This window comes from Paenibacillus cookii (assembly GCF_018333375.1).
GTDB lineage: Bacteria > Bacillota > Bacilli > Paenibacillales > Paenibacillaceae > Paenibacillus_AQ > Paenibacillus_AQ cookii.
Genome location: NZ_BORW01000057.1, coordinates 1 through 17,714, shown reverse-complemented (window position 1 = coordinate 17,714; position 17,714 = coordinate 1). Strand labels below are relative to the sequence as shown.

At 50.8% G+C, this 17,714-nt stretch carries 14 protein-coding genes, 2 pseudogenes and 1 other annotated feature; of the genes and pseudogenes, 10 read left to right on the top strand and 6 right to left on the bottom strand.

What is annotated here, in order from left to right:
- Positions 1-473: 473 nt before the first annotated feature.
- Both KI367_RS27385 and KI367_RS25765 read left to right on the top strand, forming a co-directional pair.
- Positions 474-2,402, top strand: coding sequence for a winged helix-turn-helix domain-containing protein (locus KI367_RS27385; RefSeq protein ID WP_246537310.1), 1,929 nt, complete (start codon positions 474-476; stop codon positions 2,400-2,402).
- Between the two features lie 88 nt (positions 2,403-2,490).
- On the top strand, positions 2,491-3,156 hold the full coding sequence (locus KI367_RS25765; protein WP_212953003.1) for a DUF4386 domain-containing protein: 666 nt from the start codon (positions 2,491-2,493) through the stop codon (positions 3,154-3,156).
- Positions 3,157-3,384: 228 nt separating this feature from the next.
- Here KI367_RS25765 and KI367_RS25760 read toward each other — a convergent pair whose 3' ends face one another.
- On the bottom strand, positions 3,385-3,954 hold the full coding sequence (locus KI367_RS25760; protein ID WP_212953001.1) for a DUF4062 domain-containing protein: 570 nt from the start codon (positions 3,952-3,954) through the stop codon (positions 3,385-3,387).
- A gap of 206 nt (positions 3,955-4,160) precedes the next feature.
- Here KI367_RS25760 and KI367_RS25755 point away from each other — a divergent pair, with 206 nt between their 5' ends.
- Positions 4,161-4,862: an aspartate/glutamate racemase family protein gene (locus KI367_RS25755; protein ID WP_212952998.1), complete on the top strand. Its 702-nt coding sequence runs from the start codon at positions 4,161-4,163 to the stop codon at positions 4,860-4,862.
- Between the two features lie 106 nt (positions 4,863-4,968).
- Here KI367_RS25755 and nspC read toward each other — a convergent pair whose 3' ends face one another.
- Both nspC and KI367_RS25745 read right to left on the bottom strand, forming a co-directional pair.
- Positions 4,969-6,096: a carboxynorspermidine decarboxylase gene (gene nspC / locus KI367_RS25750; RefSeq protein ID WP_212952995.1), complete on the bottom strand. Its 1,128-nt coding sequence runs from the start codon at positions 6,094-6,096 to the stop codon at positions 4,969-4,971.
- 1 nt (position 6,097) lies between these two features.
- A complete protein-coding gene (locus KI367_RS25745; protein ID WP_036715344.1) occupies positions 6,098-7,336 on the bottom strand; it encodes a saccharopine dehydrogenase family protein in 1,239 nt (412 codons plus the stop codon).
- A 648-nt stretch (positions 7,337-7,984) separates the two neighbouring features.
- On the opposite strand from KI367_RS25745, the gene KI367_RS25740 reads away from it, so the two are divergent.
- The 4 genes from KI367_RS25740 to KI367_RS25725 all read left to right on the top strand — a co-directional run bounded on the left by KI367_RS25740 (position 7,985) and on the right by KI367_RS25725 (position 11,912).
- Positions 7,985-8,668 carry a response regulator transcription factor gene (locus KI367_RS25740; protein ID WP_197070078.1) on the top strand — a complete coding sequence of 228 codons (684 nt, stop codon included), beginning with the start codon at positions 7,985-7,987 and terminating at the stop codon, positions 8,666-8,668.
- On the top strand, positions 8,665-10,044 hold the full coding sequence (locus KI367_RS25735; RefSeq protein ID WP_212952992.1) for a sensor histidine kinase: 1,380 nt from the start codon (positions 8,665-8,667) through the stop codon (positions 10,042-10,044). Before KI367_RS25740 ends, KI367_RS25735 begins: the two co-directional genes overlap by 4 nt.
- 66 nt (positions 10,045-10,110) lie before the next feature.
- Complete coding sequence (locus KI367_RS25730; protein WP_212952989.1) at positions 10,111-11,238, top strand: ABC transporter permease; 1,128 nt, start codon at positions 10,111-10,113, stop codon at positions 11,236-11,238.
- Positions 11,235-11,912: an ABC transporter ATP-binding protein gene (locus tag KI367_RS25725; protein ID WP_036715346.1), complete on the top strand. Its 678-nt coding sequence runs from the start codon at positions 11,235-11,237 to the stop codon at positions 11,910-11,912. Before KI367_RS25730 ends, KI367_RS25725 begins: the two co-directional genes overlap by 4 nt.
- Positions 11,913-12,053: 141 nt before the next feature.
- Here KI367_RS25725 and KI367_RS27380 read toward each other — a convergent pair whose 3' ends face one another.
- The 3 genes and pseudogenes from KI367_RS27380 to KI367_RS25715 form a co-directional block, all read right to left on the bottom strand.
- Positions 12,054-12,470, bottom strand: coding sequence for a DMT family transporter (locus KI367_RS27380; protein WP_246537312.1), 417 nt, complete (start codon positions 12,468-12,470; stop codon positions 12,054-12,056).
- Between the two features lie 256 nt (positions 12,471-12,726).
- Positions 12,727-12,900, bottom strand: a pseudogene (locus KI367_RS27370) (DMT family transporter); the annotation flags it as partial.
- Between the two features lie 110 nt (positions 12,901-13,010).
- Positions 13,011-13,118 (bottom strand): annotated as a pseudogene (locus tag KI367_RS25715) (Rid family hydrolase); the annotation flags it as partial.
- A gap of 41 nt (positions 13,119-13,159) precedes the next feature.
- On the opposite strand from KI367_RS25715, the gene KI367_RS25710 reads away from it, so the two are divergent.
- From KI367_RS25710 to KI367_RS25700, 3 genes are all read left to right on the top strand, one after another.
- On the top strand, positions 13,160-13,405 hold the full coding sequence (locus KI367_RS25710) for a cupin domain-containing protein (protein WP_246537308.1): 246 nt from the start codon (positions 13,160-13,162) through the stop codon (positions 13,403-13,405).
- Between the two features lie 136 nt (positions 13,406-13,541).
- Positions 13,542-13,807: a binding site (T-box leader), on the top strand.
- A gap of 78 nt (positions 13,808-13,885) precedes the next feature.
- Positions 13,886-15,556 carry a 2-isopropylmalate synthase gene (gene leuA, locus KI367_RS25705; protein ID WP_212952986.1) on the top strand — a complete coding sequence of 557 codons (1,671 nt, stop codon included), beginning with the start codon at positions 13,886-13,888 and terminating at the stop codon, positions 15,554-15,556.
- A gap of 435 nt (positions 15,557-15,991) precedes the next feature.
- Positions 15,992-17,548, top strand: coding sequence for a sigma-70 family RNA polymerase sigma factor (locus KI367_RS25700; RefSeq protein ID WP_212953005.1), 1,557 nt, complete (start codon positions 15,992-15,994; stop codon positions 17,546-17,548).
- Positions 17,549-17,714: the final 166 nt, after the last annotated feature.

The following is a 17,714-nucleotide window of genomic DNA, read 5'->3' as shown; positions in this document are numbered from 1 at the left end:
GGGGGAAAGACTACCCTCTTTTCAGAATCGTCGCGTAATCCACTGGGTATTTCCCTGTTTATTACAGTTGTTGCCTACTAATCCTGCTACAAACTGGCCACCATTATGGGCTTTCGAAATTCAGGTTTATTTCTTATAAGCAAACCTTGCAAATTACAAACTTAATTTTAGCTCACAGCCCCTTATCCCTGATTTTGTCCCTGCCTTTATTGGGCACCTCGAAACGCCATATTGATGATGGACAATTGGTGCTGTGCTGATAAAATAGATACATGTCAACCCTAATAAACGTCACCAAATTGTATATCCCTGCGCCTCATTCGAGAATGGTTACGCGCCGGCGGTTAACTGAAAAACTAAACAAGGGTTTGCACCGTAAATTGACCCTTACCTCTGCACCGGCTGGCTATGGCAAAACGACGTTAGTTTGCGAATGGCTAGCCGATTGCGGACGACCGGCTGCATGGGTTTCCTTGGATCAAGGAGACAAAGAAGTTGCGCGCTTTTTGACGTATATGATTACTGCTCTTCAGACCATAGCGGGGAATATAGGAGAAGGCGCGCTTTCCGTGCTCCGCTCACCCCAACCGACGCCGACCGAATCAATCCTGACGGCTCTTCTTCATGAACTGTTGACCATTCCGTTTCCTTTCATCCTTGTCCTTGATGATTACCATACAGCCAGTTCGAGAGAGGTCGACGAAGTTGTATGCTTCCTGCTGAACCACCTTCCCACACAGATGCATCTTGTCCTAACGTCCCGAGATTACCCCGACATTTCCCTGCCGCGGCTGCGCGTTCGGGATCAATTAATCGAGCTGCGCGCAGCCGATATGAAATTTACGCATAGCGAAGCCGAAGCCCTCTTTAACCAGGTCATGGACTTAGATCTTTCCACGGACCAGATCGCCGGGTTCCAATCGCGTACCGAGGGATGGGCAGCGGGCCTCCGCTTGGCTGCCGTCTCTATACGAGACGACCACGATGCCGACCGGCTTCTACAATCTTTCACGGGAAATCACTATATGGTGCTGGATTATCTGGCAGAAGAAGTTCTACAGCGGCAGCCTCAAGCTGTGCAGAATTTTTTGCTGCGAACCTCTCTCCTTGACCGAATGTGCGGATCGTTATCGTTATGTGATGACATGATGTCGGATCTTAAAGTTTCCGGCAATGAAATGTTAATTGAACTTGATCGTAAAAACTTGTTTCTTATTCCTCTGGATCAAGAACGTCGTTGGTATCGCTATCACCATTTGTTCGCGGATATCCTTCGTAGACGGGCGTTGGAACGTATGGATGGGAGCGATATCTCCGAGTTGCATCAATACGCAAGCTTTTGGTATGAAAACCATGGTTTCGAGATCGATGCGTTTCATCATGCCGTAGCTGCCCGGGATATCGACCGAAGCTCGCGCTTGCTTAAAGGCGGCGGGATGCCGCTGCACTTGCGGGGGGCGGCCGGAATGACGCTCGACTGGCTGGAGTCGTTGTCTGCCAAGGAACTGGATACGAGACCGGAATTATGGGTGTTCTATGGTTCAGCTCTATTGATTGCCGGCAAACCGACGGGGGTCGAACGCAAGCTCCGGGCGGCAGAGGCTGCACTGGAAGGCGTGGAACAAGACGCCGGCGTCATGGACCTAATCGGATGGATTGCGGCTACCCGCGCTACGTTGGCCTCCTTGCTATTGACCGATAATCGCGATGCAATCGAACCCAATCTATATGAGGCCGAAGCGGCTCTGCAAGTCTCGGAGACCGAAGACAAGACGGAAGAACTTGTCGGATTAATAACGCCTGCTTGGAATGCGGGGAAAAGTGAACCAGACCGTATTGACGAAGTTATCGTCCAATCGCGCCTTGCGCTCGCCTATTTGCGACCGGATCATTTGCCTGCCCGGACGGCGGCCGCTTGGATGTTGGGCGTCGCCTGCCAGCGGCGGGGAGATTATGCCGAGGCTTGCGAAGCTTATAACGAAGTCATCGCAAATTGCCGGATCATCGATCATCAGCTGATGGCCGTAATGGCCATCATCGGAATCGCCCAAATTAGAGAAGCAGAAGGGCGGCACGATCTGGCGGCAGAGCGTTACCGGAAGGCTCTGAGGCTTGCCGAGGGTATGCCGCACCCGGCTATTCAAGAAGCCCGAATGGGTCTGGAACGCGTAAGCCGCATCCTCGAGCCCGGAATGAAGGGCAGTCGGATCGAGCTGCTAACCCAACGCGAAATCGAAGTGCTGCAGCTCATCGCCCGAGGACTCTCCAATCGGGAGATCGCCGACAAACTTTTCTTGGCATTGGATACGGTGAAAGGCCACAACCGGAGGATTTTTGAAAAGCTACACGTGCAGCGACGCACGGAAGCGATTGCTCGCGCCCGTGACCTCCATCTGATATGAACACTCCATAACCATACCAAGGTGTCTACAGGCTCCATCATTTACGAGCTATACTGCTGTTATTAGTTAGCTGGGAGGGAGACCGAGCATGAGAAAAGTGGAGAGAGTGGTAGGGGCCTTATTTCTATTGTCGACGGGCGTATTTTTGGCGGGAAGCCAGATCCTGGATCCCATTTTGCATCGAACCGACTTGCTGGTCAGCATGGATTCCAACCGAACGGGCGTATTGGTAGGGTTGTTCTTGGAGCTAATTAACGCCATAGCAGTTTTGGGGATTGCCATGTTGCTGCAACCGACGTTAAGGAAATATCATGAGGCGTTTGCGTCTGGGTACTTTGCTTCCCGGGCCATGGAGTCGGCATTGCTGATGATAAGTTTTATCGGTCCGCTTATCCTTCTCGCGTTCAGTAAGCAGTTTATATCCGCGGGAGCTACCGGTGATTCATACCTGCAAACATTAGTGAATTTAGCGGTGGAAGCCCACTATTTGCTTTTTGATCTAGCCATGCTCGTGTTGAGTTTAGGAAGCTTATTATTTTGCTATATAATTTATCGATCGAGGTTGGTTCCACGATTGTTTTCGATAATCGGCTTCATTGGGTATACGGGTCTGGTGGCAAGCAGTTCTCTCTCCATAGCGGGCCTGGATGTCGGAGCGGTTCTTTACATCCCGGGAGCGATATTCGAAATCGCTTTACCGGTTTGGCTTATCATAAAAGGATTTAATCACCAAATGCAAACTTCCGCAAAATAAGGGGTAGGAGGCATGGATATAATCCCACCCGTCAACCTAACCAGACAAAGGCCGTCCGGAACATCTCGAACGGCCTTGATTTTATAAAGAGAAGATGTGCTGCAATCTTCAGCATTTTTATTATGCAATAGGCGCTTTATTGTTTTGAATCCCTGCAGCCCTTTTGTGCTTACCAATTTAGTTATTTGATTCATATTATAGGTTGAGAATATGACTGCCAAGTTCTTTTCAATTCTTTTTCTCCAACTCCGCCCTTAACCTTGCGTTCTCTTCCAGCAGCTTTTGAACGTCCGGGATATCCTTGCCGGAAACCCAGCCATACAAATCGTCTCTTGCTGCATACTTCGGCAATTGATCACGTAGTACCATTTTAATGTGCCGTACATCATCAACATGATAGATCGGGATTTGTTCCATGACCGTTTGCTTAAACGCTTGAAACTCCTGATAGCGTTCAATTTCCGTGAAATCGTATGGCAGTCGTCTTAATCTATCGTCTGTGAGAACAAAAGCAAATCTGGGTTTTCCCGTTTCTCCGGCATACTCATATTCCCATTGCGTATAGCTTTTGGATTCATCATCAGGGAGCGTTAAACCGTAGAATCCACCGAGAATCAGGATATATACGTCGGAATCGTCGATCCATCTTTTCCTAATGTTTATTGGGCTTTCATTGAAAAATTGCTCGATTCCAGCAGGGATATGACCGGCTTGAAGTATGGATTCAACAGCGGCATGTCGATCTTCAATAAGATCGTAGTAAGTGGCCGATATATAAATTTGTAATTTTTTTCTCATAAGCCCACCCGAATGAAAGAATTAGTATAGATAGAATCTACCATTCTCTCACTTTATTTGTCAAAATTGGGGGAGTTGTTGCTGCGCGAATATTATCAACCGGCATAGGTCATTTTGCTTGAATCCACGCTCCGCACGAAACTTGCTGCTGCAAACCCGATATACTTATGCCAAAATAAGATAAAAAGGATGGGTGTGAGTAGGCAGTGAAAACAATAGGACTTCTAGGCGGCATGAGCTGGGAATCGTCCATGCTCTATTACCAAATCATCAATGAGAGGGTTAAGGAAAGAAAAGGTGGGCACCACTCGGCAAAAAGCCTGATGTATTCCGTAGATTTTCAAGAAATCAAGGATCTGCAGCATCAAGGGAAATGGGCAGAGGCTGCGAAGATTATGATTGAATCGGCACAAAAACTGGAAGCCGGCGGAGCCGATGTCGTCGTCATATGCACGAATACGATGCACAAGATGGCGCCCGAAGTGATGAACTCGGTATCGATTCCTTTACTGCATATTGCGGATGCAACGGCAAATCAAATCGTGAAGGATAAAATAAAAAAGGTAGGTCTGTTAGGGACGGCCTTCACGATGGAGCAGGAATTTTACAAGGGCAGACTTGTCGATCCGTTTGGACTGGAGGTTGTAGTTCCGGATGAAGCAGATCGGGCAGTCGTTCACGATGTTATTTATCACGAGCTTTGTCTGGGGATCATAAATGAACATTCGAAGAAAAAATACCTGGACATCATTGACCGTCTTGTCCGCAAGGGAGCGGAAGCCGTTATTCTCGGATGCACGGAAATCACGCTGCTCATCTCCCAGGAGGACTGCAATATCCCGGTTTATGATACGACACGAATTCATGCCGAGGCTGCCGTGGATTTTGCGTTAGGGGACGAGGAGTGAAAATGAAAGCCTTCCGCTATGAAAGTGAGAGAACCGTACCATAAGTAACGGCCCAAAACGAAACAAAGCCTTAACCCCGATAACAGGGCTAAGGCTTTGTTATTCTTTAAGCGAGTCTCATCTTAAAATCCTGATAGCCGAACTCGCGCACGATGCGGCAGTTGCCGTCTTTGTCCTGCACGGCGATGGCCGGCAGCGGCATGCCGTTGAAGGTATTGGTTTTGACCATGGAGTAGATCGCCATGTCTTCGAACACCAATCTGTCACCGCTCTTCAGGGGCTGATCGAAAGAATAGTCTCCGATGACGTCGCCCGTCAGGCAGGTCGGCCCGCCAAGCCGATAGGTGTATGGCTTTTCCCCGGCTTCGCCCGATCCGATCAGCGGCGGACGATAAGGCATTTCCAGAACGTCCGGCATATGGCATGTAGCCGAAGTGTCCACGATCGCAATCTCGATGCCGTTGCGATGGATGTCCAGGACGGAGGTGACCATATAACCGGCATTCAGCGCGATGGCCTCCCCCGGTTCGAGATAGACCTCCAGACCGTATTTCTCCTGCATTCTCTTAATGCAGGCTTCCAGCCTCGGAATATCGTAGTCTTCGCGCGTGATATGGTGACCGCCGCCGAAGTTGATCCATTCCATTTGCGGCAGCCATGGCCCGAACTTGTCTTCGACCGCGTTCAGCGTGGTCTCCAAATCGTCCGAGTTCTGCTGGCAAAGGGTATGGAAGTGCAGTCCCGTCACGCCATCCAGCAGTTCCGGCTGGAAATCCTCGCGCTTTACGCCAAATCGGGATCCCGGCGAACAAGGATCGTAAATTTCATGCCCCACTTGCGTCGAACATTCCGGATTGATGCGGAGGCCTACCTTTTTGCCGGCGGCAAGAGCTTTTCCTTTAAACTTTTCCAGCTGGGAAAAGGAGTTGAAGATGATATGGTCGCAAATGGAAACAATCTCGTCGATTTCATCTTCACGGTAGGCAGGGGCAAAGACGTGGTTTTCCTTGCCCATTTCCTCGTGCCCTAGCCGCGCTTCGAATAAGCCGCTCGCGGTCGTGCCGCTTAAGTATTTTCCGATGAGCGGATACATCTCCGTCATGGAAAAAGCCTTTTGCGCCAGCACGATTTTGGCTCCCGTACGCTGCATGACGCCGTTCAAAATTTTCAGGTTTTTTTCGATGAGCGCTTCATCGACGACGAAACAAGGTGTCGGTAACTCCTCGAACCGCATATTAACGAACGAGCTCCGGTTCTTTCGTTTCTTCAGGCAAGGCGTCGACCAGCACCGGATTGAAGTCTTCTACCCAAGGAAGTCCCCATTTGTTCAGTTCTTCCATGAATGGATCCGGATCGAACTCTTCGACGTTGTATACGCCCGGTTTATTCCATTTGCCGGTGAGCACCATGGCTGCGCCGATCATGGCAGGAACGCCGGTCGTGTAGGAGATGGCTTGGGAGCCCACTTCTTTATAGCACTCTTGATGGTCGCAAACGTTGTAAACATAGTACGTCTTGTCTTGGCCGTCTTTTTTCCCTTTGAAGATGCAGCCGATGTTCGTTTTGCCCACCGTGCGAGGTCCAAGGGAAGCCGGGTCCGGGAGGACAGCCTTCAGGAATTGAAGCGGAATGATCTGTTTTCCTTCGAATTCGATCGGTTCGATGGAAGTCATTCCTACGTTTTCAAGCGCCTTTAAGTGCATGAGATAGCTTTGTCCGAACGTCATGAAGAAACGGATGCGTTTCAGGCCAGGGATGTTTTTCGCAAGGGATTCCAGCTCTTCATGGTACAGCAGGTACATGTCTTTTTCACCGACTTCGGCAAAGTTGTACACGCGCTTGATTTCCATCGGTTTCGTTTCGATCCATTCGCCGTTTTCCCAGTAGCGTCCATTGGCGGATACTTCGCGAATGTTGATTTCCGGGTTGAAGTTGGTTGCGAAAGGATAACCGTGATCCCCGCCGTTGCAATCCAGAATATCGATATATTCGATTTCGTCGAAATAGTGTTTCAGTGCATAAGCGGAAAATACGCCGGTAACGCCGGGGTCGAATCCGCTGCCGAGCAGTGCCGTGATGCCTGCTTTTTCAAAGCGCTCTTTGTATTCCCATTGCCATTTGTATTCGAATTTCGCCGTATCTTCCGGCTCGTAGTTGGCGGTATCCATGTAGTGCGTTTTGGTAGCCAAGCAAGCATCCATGATCGTCAAGTCTTGGTAAGGCAGGGCCAGGTTCATGACGATATCCGGTTTGACTTCGTTGATCAAGGCGATCAGTTCGTCCACGTTGTTGGCATCGACCTGTGCGGTCGTAATTTTCGTTTTGCCGCCGTCCAATTTGGCTTTCAGCTCGTCGCATTTGGACTTCGTACGGCTGGCGATGCAGATTTCTTCGAAGACTTCGCTGTTTTGAACGCATTTATGAACGGCTACAGATGCGACGCCGCCGGCGCCAATGATGAGTGCTTTTCCCATTTTTCGATCTCCTCATTCCAATAAAAAATTTTTTTACTGTAAAACGGCAACAAAAAAAGCAAGCGAAACACGCACTACGCGCATCACACTTGCTTGATATAGTCGAATAATAAGATAACTCCACTTGAGCATGACATGACAAACCACTGGTGCGCTCGTCAGTCAGCCATAAAACGCATCGGTTCATGGAAGGGCTCTTAATATTCAAATATACAATGTTAGGATCAGAGTCTATATAGCAAATAATTACTTTTACCACTCTTATTGACCGTTTCACAAGTTGTGTGCGTATGCACTGGTTGTAAAGTAACCAACTTATAAAATTTGAGCTTTTAACTCAATCAATAAGGCAACGAAAGTTGCCAATCGGCATTTGACCCGGCTGTCCGTATGGCCTTAACTTCCCGAAGGAAGTGGTCAAAGATTATCTGCTTGGAAAGATCCTACATGTATTGAATATTCGCTTTCCAAAAATTATGCTACTTCATAATAGCAGGATAGGAAGCATAGGGCAAGAGGAAATTTAAAACAAACGTTTTTGGCGTGTCCGACACCAAATGAGGTATCCTGATGTAAAGGCAGCGACACGTCGCAGCGTACATCGTTTATCTAATTTGTAATGAACCATGGGAACAAAGACTGGGGGTTTTGAAGTTGAACCATCTGCTTCTGGCAGACGATGATCCGAATATCAGGGCGCTGGTGCGTTTCGTCATGACCCGCGAGGGATATCGCGTGCATGAGGCTCAAGACGGGGCCGAGGCGGTAAGGATTATGGAATGCTCGCCGATAGACATCGCGATCATTGATGTGATGATGCCGCATATGGACGGGTTTGAGTTGTGTGAGCATATCCGGCAGCAATACGATATCCCGATTATTTTGCTGACGGCCAAAGACCAGTTGTCCGACAAAGAACAAGGCTATTTAAGAGGGACGGATGACTACGTAACCAAACCTTTCGAGCCGGAAGAGCTGCTCTTTCGGGTCAAGGCGCTGTTCCGCCGCTATAACCGGGCAGCGGATGACATCATCCGGATGCATCGCATTACCGTTGACCGCAAAAACGTTGAAGTGACCGACGGCCAATCTCTTATTTTACTGCCGATGAAAGAATTTGAGCTGCTGGCTCAGCTGGCGCAATATCCGGGGCGTCTATTTTCCCGCGAAGAGTTGATCCGTCTCGTATGGGGCCAGGATTACGACGGGGACGACAATACGGTTAACGTGCATATCAACAGGCTGCGCCAGCGTTTTGCCGATTACGCGGATGATTTTGTTATCCAGACCGTTCGCGGCATCGGCTACAAAATCGTGGTGAGGGACAAATGAAGAGTCTGTACTATCGCGTGTTCCTGATCACATTGGCCGTCATCTTCGCCAGCAGCATGCTGGGGTTGCTTGCTTCGAATATTTACTACCATACGAAGCTCAAACCTTATAACGATAAGAAGCTTGTTTCCATTGCCGAGCAGATGAAGGACTTTGTTGAATTCAATCCTGAAGGTATGGAGCGATATCTTCGCAATGCAGCCTCGTTAGGGTACGAAATCTACGTGACGGATGGGCAAGAAGAATCGCATTTTTACGGAGGGGGCTTCCGCGAACAGGATTTGGACAACCAAGACATCCGGTTCGTCCTTAGCGGAGGCACCTATCACGGGGTGGCGCAGTTTCCGAACAAGCCGTTCATTACCGGCTTCTTTGAGAACCGTTTAAGCAATACGGTCGGCGTGCCCTTCCAAACATCCGGGAAGACCTATGCCTTGTTCATGCGACCGGATGTGCTGCTGCAGTTCGGGGAGCTTCGCACCTTCTTCGCACTGGTCTTATCGCTGACCATCATCATTAGCATATTATTCTTCTTGATGAGCACCCGTTATATCGTCAAGCCGATTACGCGGTTAACCGAAGCGACCAAACGCCTTGCGCAAGGGAACTACAATCTTCGGCTAAAGACGGGGAGGCGCGATGAAATCGGTCAGCTGGCCGGGCATTTTATGACGATGGGCCGGGAACTGGAGCGGGTCGATCTGGCACGCCAACAGTTTGTATCGAATGTATCGCATGAAATCCAATCGCCGCTCACCTCCATCCAAGGATTTGCCAAAGTATTGGCGCAAGGGAATTTGCCGGAAGAAGAACGTTTGCAATATGCCTCAATTATTGAAACTGAAAGCCGCCATCTCTCCATGCTGAGCAAACAACTTTTGCTGCTCTCCACGCTGGAACAAGGAGAAGAGGCGCTGAACAAGAAGCGCTTTTATTTACGGGGCCAGATCCGTCAAGCCGCAGGGATGCTGCAATGGCAGCTGGAAGAGAAAGAATTGTTGCTTAAACTATCGGTTCCGGAGTCCATTTCGGTGCAGGGCGATGAAGTGCTGCTGATGCAAGTATGGACGAATTTGCTTAGTAATGCCGCAAACCATATTCCGCCAGGCCGAAGCATTGAAGTGCATGCAGAGGAAACGCAGTCTTGCATCCGCGTCGTGATTTCGGATACCGGAGAAGGGATTGCTCCCGAGCATTTGCCCTTTCTATTCGACCGTTTCTACCGAGTCGACCGCGCGCGGGAACGTGCGTCGGGCCGGACGGGTCTGGGGCTTGCCATCGTGAAAAAAATCGTACAGCTGCACGAAGGAAACGTTGAAGTAAGCAGCTCCCCGGGAGTAGGCACAAGATTTACGGTAACGCTTCCCAAATTGTAATTTGTTGTTTATGCGCCGTTTATATTCGCTTCCTAAACTGAAGACATCGAGGAGGAGGGAAGCACAATGTATCTGGCCATTCGGGAAATGAGGTTCGCCAAAGTCCGCTATTCGCTCATTGCGGTTATTATGCTGCTCGTCGCCTTCCTGGTTCTGTTCGTGACAGGGCTTGCGCGGGGGCTCGCCTATGATAACGCGGCATCGATTCAAAATATGGACGCCACGCATTTTATGATGGAGAAGGATTCGAATCGCCGCTTCACCCGTTCGCAACTCAGCGGACAAGTATTGGTGCAAGCAGGTTCAATCGCAGGATTGCAGAACGTGCAGCCGCTTGGCGTCAAGATGACCACCGTGACGGCGGAGGGAACGGCCGGCAAGCTGGACGTGACGCTTCTCGGAATAAGGCCGGAGGGCTGGTTGATGCCCAAGGTGACCGAAGGTGCGGCTATCACGTCAAACGGAACGGGACAGGTGCTTGCGGATCGCAAGCTGAAGGACTCGGGGATTGGCCTCGGAACGGTATTGGTCGATCAGGCTTCGGGCTTGAAATGGACTGTGAGCGGTTTTGTCAGCGATGAATCGTTCAGCCATTCGCCGGCGGTATTTTTGAATGAGCGCGACTGGCAGCGGCTTCAGTTGGGGGCGATGGCTCGACCGGGAGCGGGAGGAGCCGGGGATGGAAAGACCTACAATGCGATCGCCGTCAAGGCAAACAAGCACCAAGCGGAGCAGCTTGCTGCGGCTTTCCCGGATACGGAGATCGTCACCAAATCAGATGCCGTTTCGGCCATCCCGGGCTACAAGGAGGAGCAGGGCTCGCTGTGGATGATGATCATTTTCTTGTTTATCATTTCTTCATTTGTCCTGGCGGTGTTTTTCTATGTCATCACGATCCAGAAGAGCAGTCAATTTGGTATTTTGAAGGCAATCGGCACACGGACCGCGTACCTTGTGCGAAGCGTCACCCTGCAAGTGTTGCTCTTATCGGCAGGGAGCCTTATTGTCAGTGTGCTGCTTGTCCAAGCGATTGAAGCCGCCTTGCCCGGCGGAATGCCGTTCCAGCTTAAGTCCTCTACGCTGGCGTATACCAGCGGCGCCTTTATCGCGATGTCGCTCGCCGGATCATTGCTTTCCGTCTGGAAAGTAACCAAAATAGACGCGCTGGATGCGATTGGGAGGAGTGCAGCATGAGACACAGACTGATCCTGGACAATATTACGCATACCTACGAGGACGGGGGCACGCAAAGAACGGTGCTCGATCACCTGAGCCTGCACGTATCGGAAGGGGAATTTGTCGCTGTTATGGGGCCTTCCGGATCCGGGAAGAGCACGTTCCTGTCGATCGCGGGCGCGCTCCTGGAGCCTACGAGCGGTGCGGTTTTGCTGGACGGAGAATCGATAACCGGCAAAGAGAAGAAGGCGTTGCCGGACATGCGGCTGAACAAGATCGGGTTTATTTTCCAAAGCGCCAACCTGATTCCATATTTGAAGGTGGAAGAACAGTTGATGCTGGTCGCAAAGTTGGGGGATATGAACAAAGCGAAGGCGAAAGAACGTATCCGGGAGCTGCTTCACAAGCTGGGCTTGAACCATCGCAAAAATGCTTATCCCGACAAGTTGTCGGGCGGCGAGCGTCAGCGCGTCGCGATCGCAAGAGCGCTCATGAACGACCCGGCCGTGCTGCTGGCGGACGAGCCGACGGCGAGTCTGGACGCCTCAAGGGGAATGGACGTTGTACGGATGATTGCCGAAGAGGCAAAGGGGCGGGGCAAGAGCGCAATTATGGTTACGCACGACGAGCGGGTTCTGCCGCTGTGTGATCGTGTTTTTTATTTGGAGAACGGTTGTCTGGTTGAAAAATAATAAACCTCAAAGAAAGGGCCATCCCGCAGGATGGCCCTGAACTTGCCGTACGATCTCCGTACAGTCAGCTTCAATTTTAAAGAAAAAAATATCCGAGTTAGCCAGCCCATCTTCAGTCTGTACGTCCCTTTTTACAGACCATTATCTCTCCGCAGGGGATAGCTCTAATTTATCATCATGCGATTTCCTTGTTCTCTTCCCCTGTAATGTGGCTAGAACGACCCCGCAAATGATGAGAAAGGATCCTGCCACTTGCGTTGAGGAAATCGGGGTCCCAAGCGTGATATAACCTAAAACCATGGCGACAAACGGTTGTAAATTCAGAAACAGCGATGCTTTAGCCGCGCCTACTTTTCGAATCTGTCCATTCCAGATGACCGCGCATAAGCCCTGAATAAGCAGCGCCGATCCGATCAAGAGAACCCACCACCAGAAGCGGGGCTGGGCCTGTACGTGAGGCTCGCTCCACACCGCTACCGGGTATACCGAAATGCAGCCCAGCACCGTCGTATACACGGTTGCGACCAACGCGTCCATACGTTCCGTCAGCTTTCTCATCAGGATAATGGATCCTGATAACGCCAGCATACAGACAAACATGATCGAGATGCCTGGAGTGATGGCAATTCTCAAGCTTCCGCCATGTCCAACGACGAGGAAGACGCCGGCGAAGGCGACAATCGCACCTGCGGCCATGCGGATCGTAAATGGTTCTTTCAAAAATAAGCGGGCAAACAGCGCTGTAAAAATCGGAGCTAACGAACAAAATGAGCGAAGCCGTCGTTGCGTCCGTTGTCCGAAGCCCCGTAAAGAAAGAAACTTGATGCAGCAGCATCCCGATCAGGACGAAAGGCACCAAATAAACGGAGTCACGTAACGTAATCTTCGTTAAGTGACGGGTTGCAGCCAAATAAATAAGCAGGAACACCGATGAAACCACAAGCCGGTATGCCGACAGGTGCAAGGCGGGAAATGCTTGCAGCAGCAACGAGCCTAAGACGAAATTGCTCCCGTAAAGGGTTGCACAAAATAAGAGAAGCAAATAAGATCGCAAGCAGATGCGCCTTCTTTCAAAGAAATAGAGATGACGGGGCGGGTTTAAATGCGTTTGACTGCGATAAGCTCTATTTCAATCCTGGCGTCTCTTGGAAGTTTAGCCACTTCTACGGTTGTTCGGGCAGGGTGATGGTCGCTGAAATGGTTCCCGCATTACCTGGTACGCGCTCAGCCAAGGAAGCAGCAATAAAATGGGACCGATCTGGGGAGTGCTGGAAGAAGGAGCATCTTACGGTGACGTCAGCGTCGGCCATAGCGAAGGCGAGGAGTTTCTATTCGTTCACTCCGGGCGTTTGGAGTTTGTGCTTGGCAATGAACGTTATACGCTCGAAGAAGGGGACAGCATCTATTATGATGCCAGAACCCCCCATAGCTACAAGAATATCTGGGACGGTGAAACGCTGCTCATAGCAGTTTCTACTCCGCCTACATTTTGACGGAACGAAATCAAAAATAAATCCTGTATGAACCTGTAGCTCATTCGCCAAATAAAAAAGCGTGAACTGAAGAAAAATACGTCTTAGATTCCCCTTGACACCATCGTATTGGTGATATAGCATTAATCCTAATAATTAAACTACGTTGAAAAGGAATAGTACGGTTTTTGAAGCGAACAGAGAGCTGTTGGACGGTGCGAAACAGCCGCGGAGAAGATCGGAACTCGCCTTGGAGTTGCCCGCTGAACCCGTAAAGTAGGCGGAGCCGGAGCCCTGACCGTTATCATCAGGAGGATGCAGGATTGTCCGTTTTTTACAATCCCGTATCCGTAGAGTGCATGCCGACGACGGCGTGAATTCGGAGTGGTACCGCGTAAGATGTCAAAGTCTTTCGTCTCTGTTGGTGGAGATGGAAGGCTTTTTTTGTGCGTTCGATCTTTGGCAGGTCAACGCAGGAAATCGATGAAGGGAAGGATATCCATGAAAAATGTAAACAAATACGCCAGAGGATATTTTATGCCGGCGGAGACCAGCTTGAAGTGGGCCCAAAAGGAATATATTACGGAGGCGCCGATTTGGTGCAGCGTCGACCTTCGCGACGGCAATCAGGCGTTGATCGTTCCGATGAATCTGGAGGAGAAGCTGGAATACTTCAATATGCTCGTGGATATCGGGTTCAAGGAGATCGAAGTCGGATTCCCGGCAGCATCGGAGACGGAATTTGCCTTTTTGCGCACATTGATCGAGCAGGATCTGATTCCGGATGACGTTACGATCCAGGTGCTGACCCAATCGAGAGAGCATATTATCCGCAAAACCTTCGAATCGCTGAAGGGTGCGAAAAAAGCCGTCGTCCATTTGTACAACTCGACCTCCGTGGCCCAGCGGGAGCAGGTATTCCGCAAATCCAAGGAAGAGATCATCGACATCGCCGTGAGCGGCGCCAAACTGCTCAAGGAATGCGCGGCGGAGACGGAAGGGAACTTCCAGTTCCAATATTCGCCGGAGAGCTTTACCGGGACGGAGATCGAGTTTGCGCTGGACATCTGCAACAGCGTGCTGGACGTATGGCAGCCGACGGCGGAGAACCCGGTTATCATCAATCTCCCTGCCACGGTATCGATGTCGATGCCTCACGTGTACGCCAGCCAGATCGAGTATATGAGCGAGCACCTGAACTTCCGGGAGCATGTCATTTTGTCGGTGCATCCGCATAACGACAGAGGAACGGGCGTGGCGGACGCCGAGCTGGGGATGCTGGCCGGAGCCCAGCGCGTCGAAGGGACGTTGTTCGGCAACGGGGAGAGAACGGGGAACGTCGACATCGTGACGCTGGCGCTCAACATGTACTCGCACGGGGTCGACCCCAAGCTGAACTTCGAGAACATTCCTGCGATCATCTCCGTCTATGAACGGCTGACCAAAATGAAGGTAACCGAAAGACATCCTTACGGAGGCGAGCTGGTATTCACCGCGTTCTCCGGTTCGCACCAGGACGCCATCGCAAAGGGCATGAAATGGCGCGAGGAAAGGGAACCCGAGCATTGGTCGGTTCCTTACCTGCTCATTGATCCCAAGGACATCGGCAGGGAGTACGAGGGCGACATTATCCGCATTAACAGCCAGTCCGGCAAAGGCGGAATCGGATACGTGCTGCAGCTGAAGTACGGACTCGACCTCCCGGCAAAAATGCGCGAAAACTTCGGGTACTTCGTGAAAAACGTATCGGATCAGCAGCAAAAGGAACTGATGCCCGAAGAAATACACGATATTTTCATGAAGGAATACGTAAATATCCAAACGCCCGTGGAGTTTGTCAAATACCGTTTTACGGACCATGAAGATTTCCATACCATCGTCACGATCCGGACCGGCAGCGAAGTCAAGGAGATCGAAGGCACCGGCAACGGAAGGCTGGATGCGATCAGCAATGCCTTGCAAACCGAGCTTGGCATGAATTATGCGGATTTGACTTATACGGAGCACGCGCTGGAATCCGGCTCGAAATCGCAAGCCGTCTCTTATATCGGCATCACGGCGCCCGACGGCAGCGTATATTGGGGCTGCGGCATTGACGCCGACATTATGACCTCATCGGTAAAAGCGCTGTTTAGCGCCGTGAATCGATTTAGCCGCAATAGCGCGAACTGATTGCCGGGCAACGGGGCGTGCGTGACCATTGGCTTCTTCCGGCTAAATGGGGCGGATGCAGCGGCATTTATCGCTAGAATGCTGAAGCGGCCCCTGTGATACGACCAATAATACAACAAAAACAACCATTGACGACGACTCATGTTATCAATGGTTGTTTTTTTATTCTGCGGGCGTGCCCCTATCGAGGACGTCGGCTTTGCTTGCGGAGCGCTTCTTTACGGAGACGCAAGAAGGTAGCTGATGTCCTCTGCCATCCAGGCGCCATGGATGTAACGCACATCGATGATTCGCTCGACGAACATGCCGCCGGCATCATCATCAGGGCTTTCCAGCTGCCGGATATAACCAAAGCCTTTGAAATGGCGTAACCTTTTGCAGTCTTGAAGGCACTTAGTAGGTGTAAACATCAGATTCAAAGGAGGTGCAGGAAAACTGCGGCATTGGATCGAAGAGGCCAGGCAAGGAGATCAGAGAGCGTGCGAGCATATCGTGAGCCATTTTAAGGGGTTAGCCTACACGGTGGCTTATGCCAGGTTAAACGACCCGTTTTTGGCGGAGGATGCGGTGCAGGAGGCGTTCGTCGAAGCATTCTCCCATCTCGGCAGCTTGAAGGATGAAGACGCATTCCCGGGATGGTTTAAAGTCATTGTGGAACGCCAATGTTACCGGATGCTTCGCGGAAAGAAACACGCCGTGATGCCCATCGAGGAGACCGCCAGCCTTATTGCGGACCCGGACGGCGTAGATTCCATTATTGAAAGAAGGGAATGGGAGGAGAAGCTGCTGCGATCCGTCGAAGGCTTGCCTCCCGCTTTAAGAATAGCGGTACAGCTGTTTTATTATCGAGGGTATTCGATTAAAGAGATATCGAGCTTTTTGGGCGTGTCGGCCTCCACCATGAAAAAGCGGCTTTTCGATGCCCGGAAAAAGCTGAGAACCTCGCTGCTTGTCTCCGACTTTGCATCGGTGTTGAACGATTTATACCAGGGAGGGGAAAAAATGCTTCATATCGTGAACGGCGATCATGTGGGGAATAAGCTTAGGGAAGGAAACGTGCAGGGGGATATTTTGGTTTGGAGGGAGGTGTACCCTGTCGGACCGGCATTTGCGAGCATGGCCGGGAACAACGAGCGGCTTTTGAGGGCGGCCTATTTGGAAAAGACCCTGGGCATTCTTGCACCGGAGTACATAAAAAGCTGCGAATCCCAGGAAACCCGTCTCCAAAATTTCAGCAAATACGATGAGGTCGTGATGTGGTTCGAGCATGATTTATTCGATCAAACGATGCTGGCCTTTCTATTGCACTGGTTCTCGAAGCAGTCGTTAGGCAATACCAAATTAAATTTGCTGTGCATCGGGGACTACCCCGGAATTGATTTGTTTCGGGGAATGGGGCAGCTGACGACGGAGCAACTGAAAACCTTGTCCGGTACATGGCGGCCAATTGGAGAGGAAGAACTCACACTGGGTGCCGAAATTTGGGAGGCGTACGCTTCCCGGGACGTCGAAAAGCATGTTGGGATATTAAGGTCGGATCCATCGGTGCTTCCTTTCGTGCCTTCGGCATTTACGATGCATTTGAACCGGCTTCCGTCGCCGGGCAACGGATTGGGAATCGTTGAGCAAACCACGTTAGAGCTTGTGAAAAACGGCGTGCAAAAACCTGCCGAGTTGTTTACGAATGTGGGAGATCGGCTGCATGAATTGGGAATGGGGGACTTGGAGTTTCGGTACCGGTTAAAAACGATGGCAGAGCTGCCGAAGCCGCTTCTTAAGGCCGAGGGGACGGATTATTTTCTCGGCGGGCCTTCTTCCGCCAAAGACGGTACTGTCGCATTAACCCGTTTGGGACAGGAAGTTTTAGCGGGTGAAAAGGACTGGTTGCTGGAAAAAGAAGTGGATGAGTGGTACGGCGGCTTGCCTGTAACGAATGAAATGGAATGGCGCTGGGACCGAAGCGGGAAACGGTTAGTTTACATTGGAAAATAATAATTTAAGGCAAGGGCTGCCCGTGGAGGGCAGCCCTTCGTTTAGGCTTTAGCCAGTTGAGCTCGCGAAGCGTGCGAAACAAAAAACCACCCGCTATGCGGGTGGAGGGAACGAGGGTTTGACCAACAAGACCATCCCGATAAAATTGAGATGTTCAGGCTCAATT

What these genes read in the sequence shown, in the direction of transcription:
- KI367_RS25765 (WP_212953003.1), top strand. Translation starts at nt 2,491, where the DNA reads ATGAGAAAAGTGGAGAGAGTGGTAGGGGCCTTATTTCTATTGTCGACG.
- KI367_RS25760 (WP_212953001.1), bottom strand. Translation starts at nt 3,954, where the DNA reads ATGAGAAAAAAATTACAAATTTATATATCGGCCACTTACTACGATCTT.
- nspC (WP_212952995.1), bottom strand. Translation starts at nt 6,096, where the DNA reads ATGCGGTTCGAGGAGTTACCGACACCTTGTTTCGTCGTCGATGAAGCG.
- KI367_RS25745 (WP_036715344.1), bottom strand. Translation starts at nt 7,336, where the DNA reads ATGGGAAAAGCACTCATCATTGGCGCCGGCGGCGTCGCATCTGTAGCC.
- KI367_RS25735 (WP_212952992.1), top strand. Translation starts at nt 8,665, where the DNA reads ATGAAGAGTCTGTACTATCGCGTGTTCCTGATCACATTGGCCGTCATC.
- KI367_RS25730 (WP_212952989.1), top strand. Translation starts at nt 10,111, where the DNA reads ATGTATCTGGCCATTCGGGAAATGAGGTTCGCCAAAGTCCGCTATTCG.
- KI367_RS25725 (WP_036715346.1), top strand. Translation starts at nt 11,235, where the DNA reads ATGAGACACAGACTGATCCTGGACAATATTACGCATACCTACGAGGAC.
- KI367_RS27380 (WP_246537312.1), bottom strand. Translation starts at nt 12,470, where the DNA reads ATGAGAAAGCTGACGGAACGTATGGACGCGTTGGTCGCAACCGTGTAT.
- KI367_RS25710 (WP_246537308.1), top strand. Translation starts at nt 13,160, where the DNA reads ATGGGACCGATCTGGGGAGTGCTGGAAGAAGGAGCATCTTACGGTGAC.
- leuA (WP_212952986.1), top strand. Translation starts at nt 13,886, where the DNA reads ATGAAAAATGTAAACAAATACGCCAGAGGATATTTTATGCCGGCGGAG.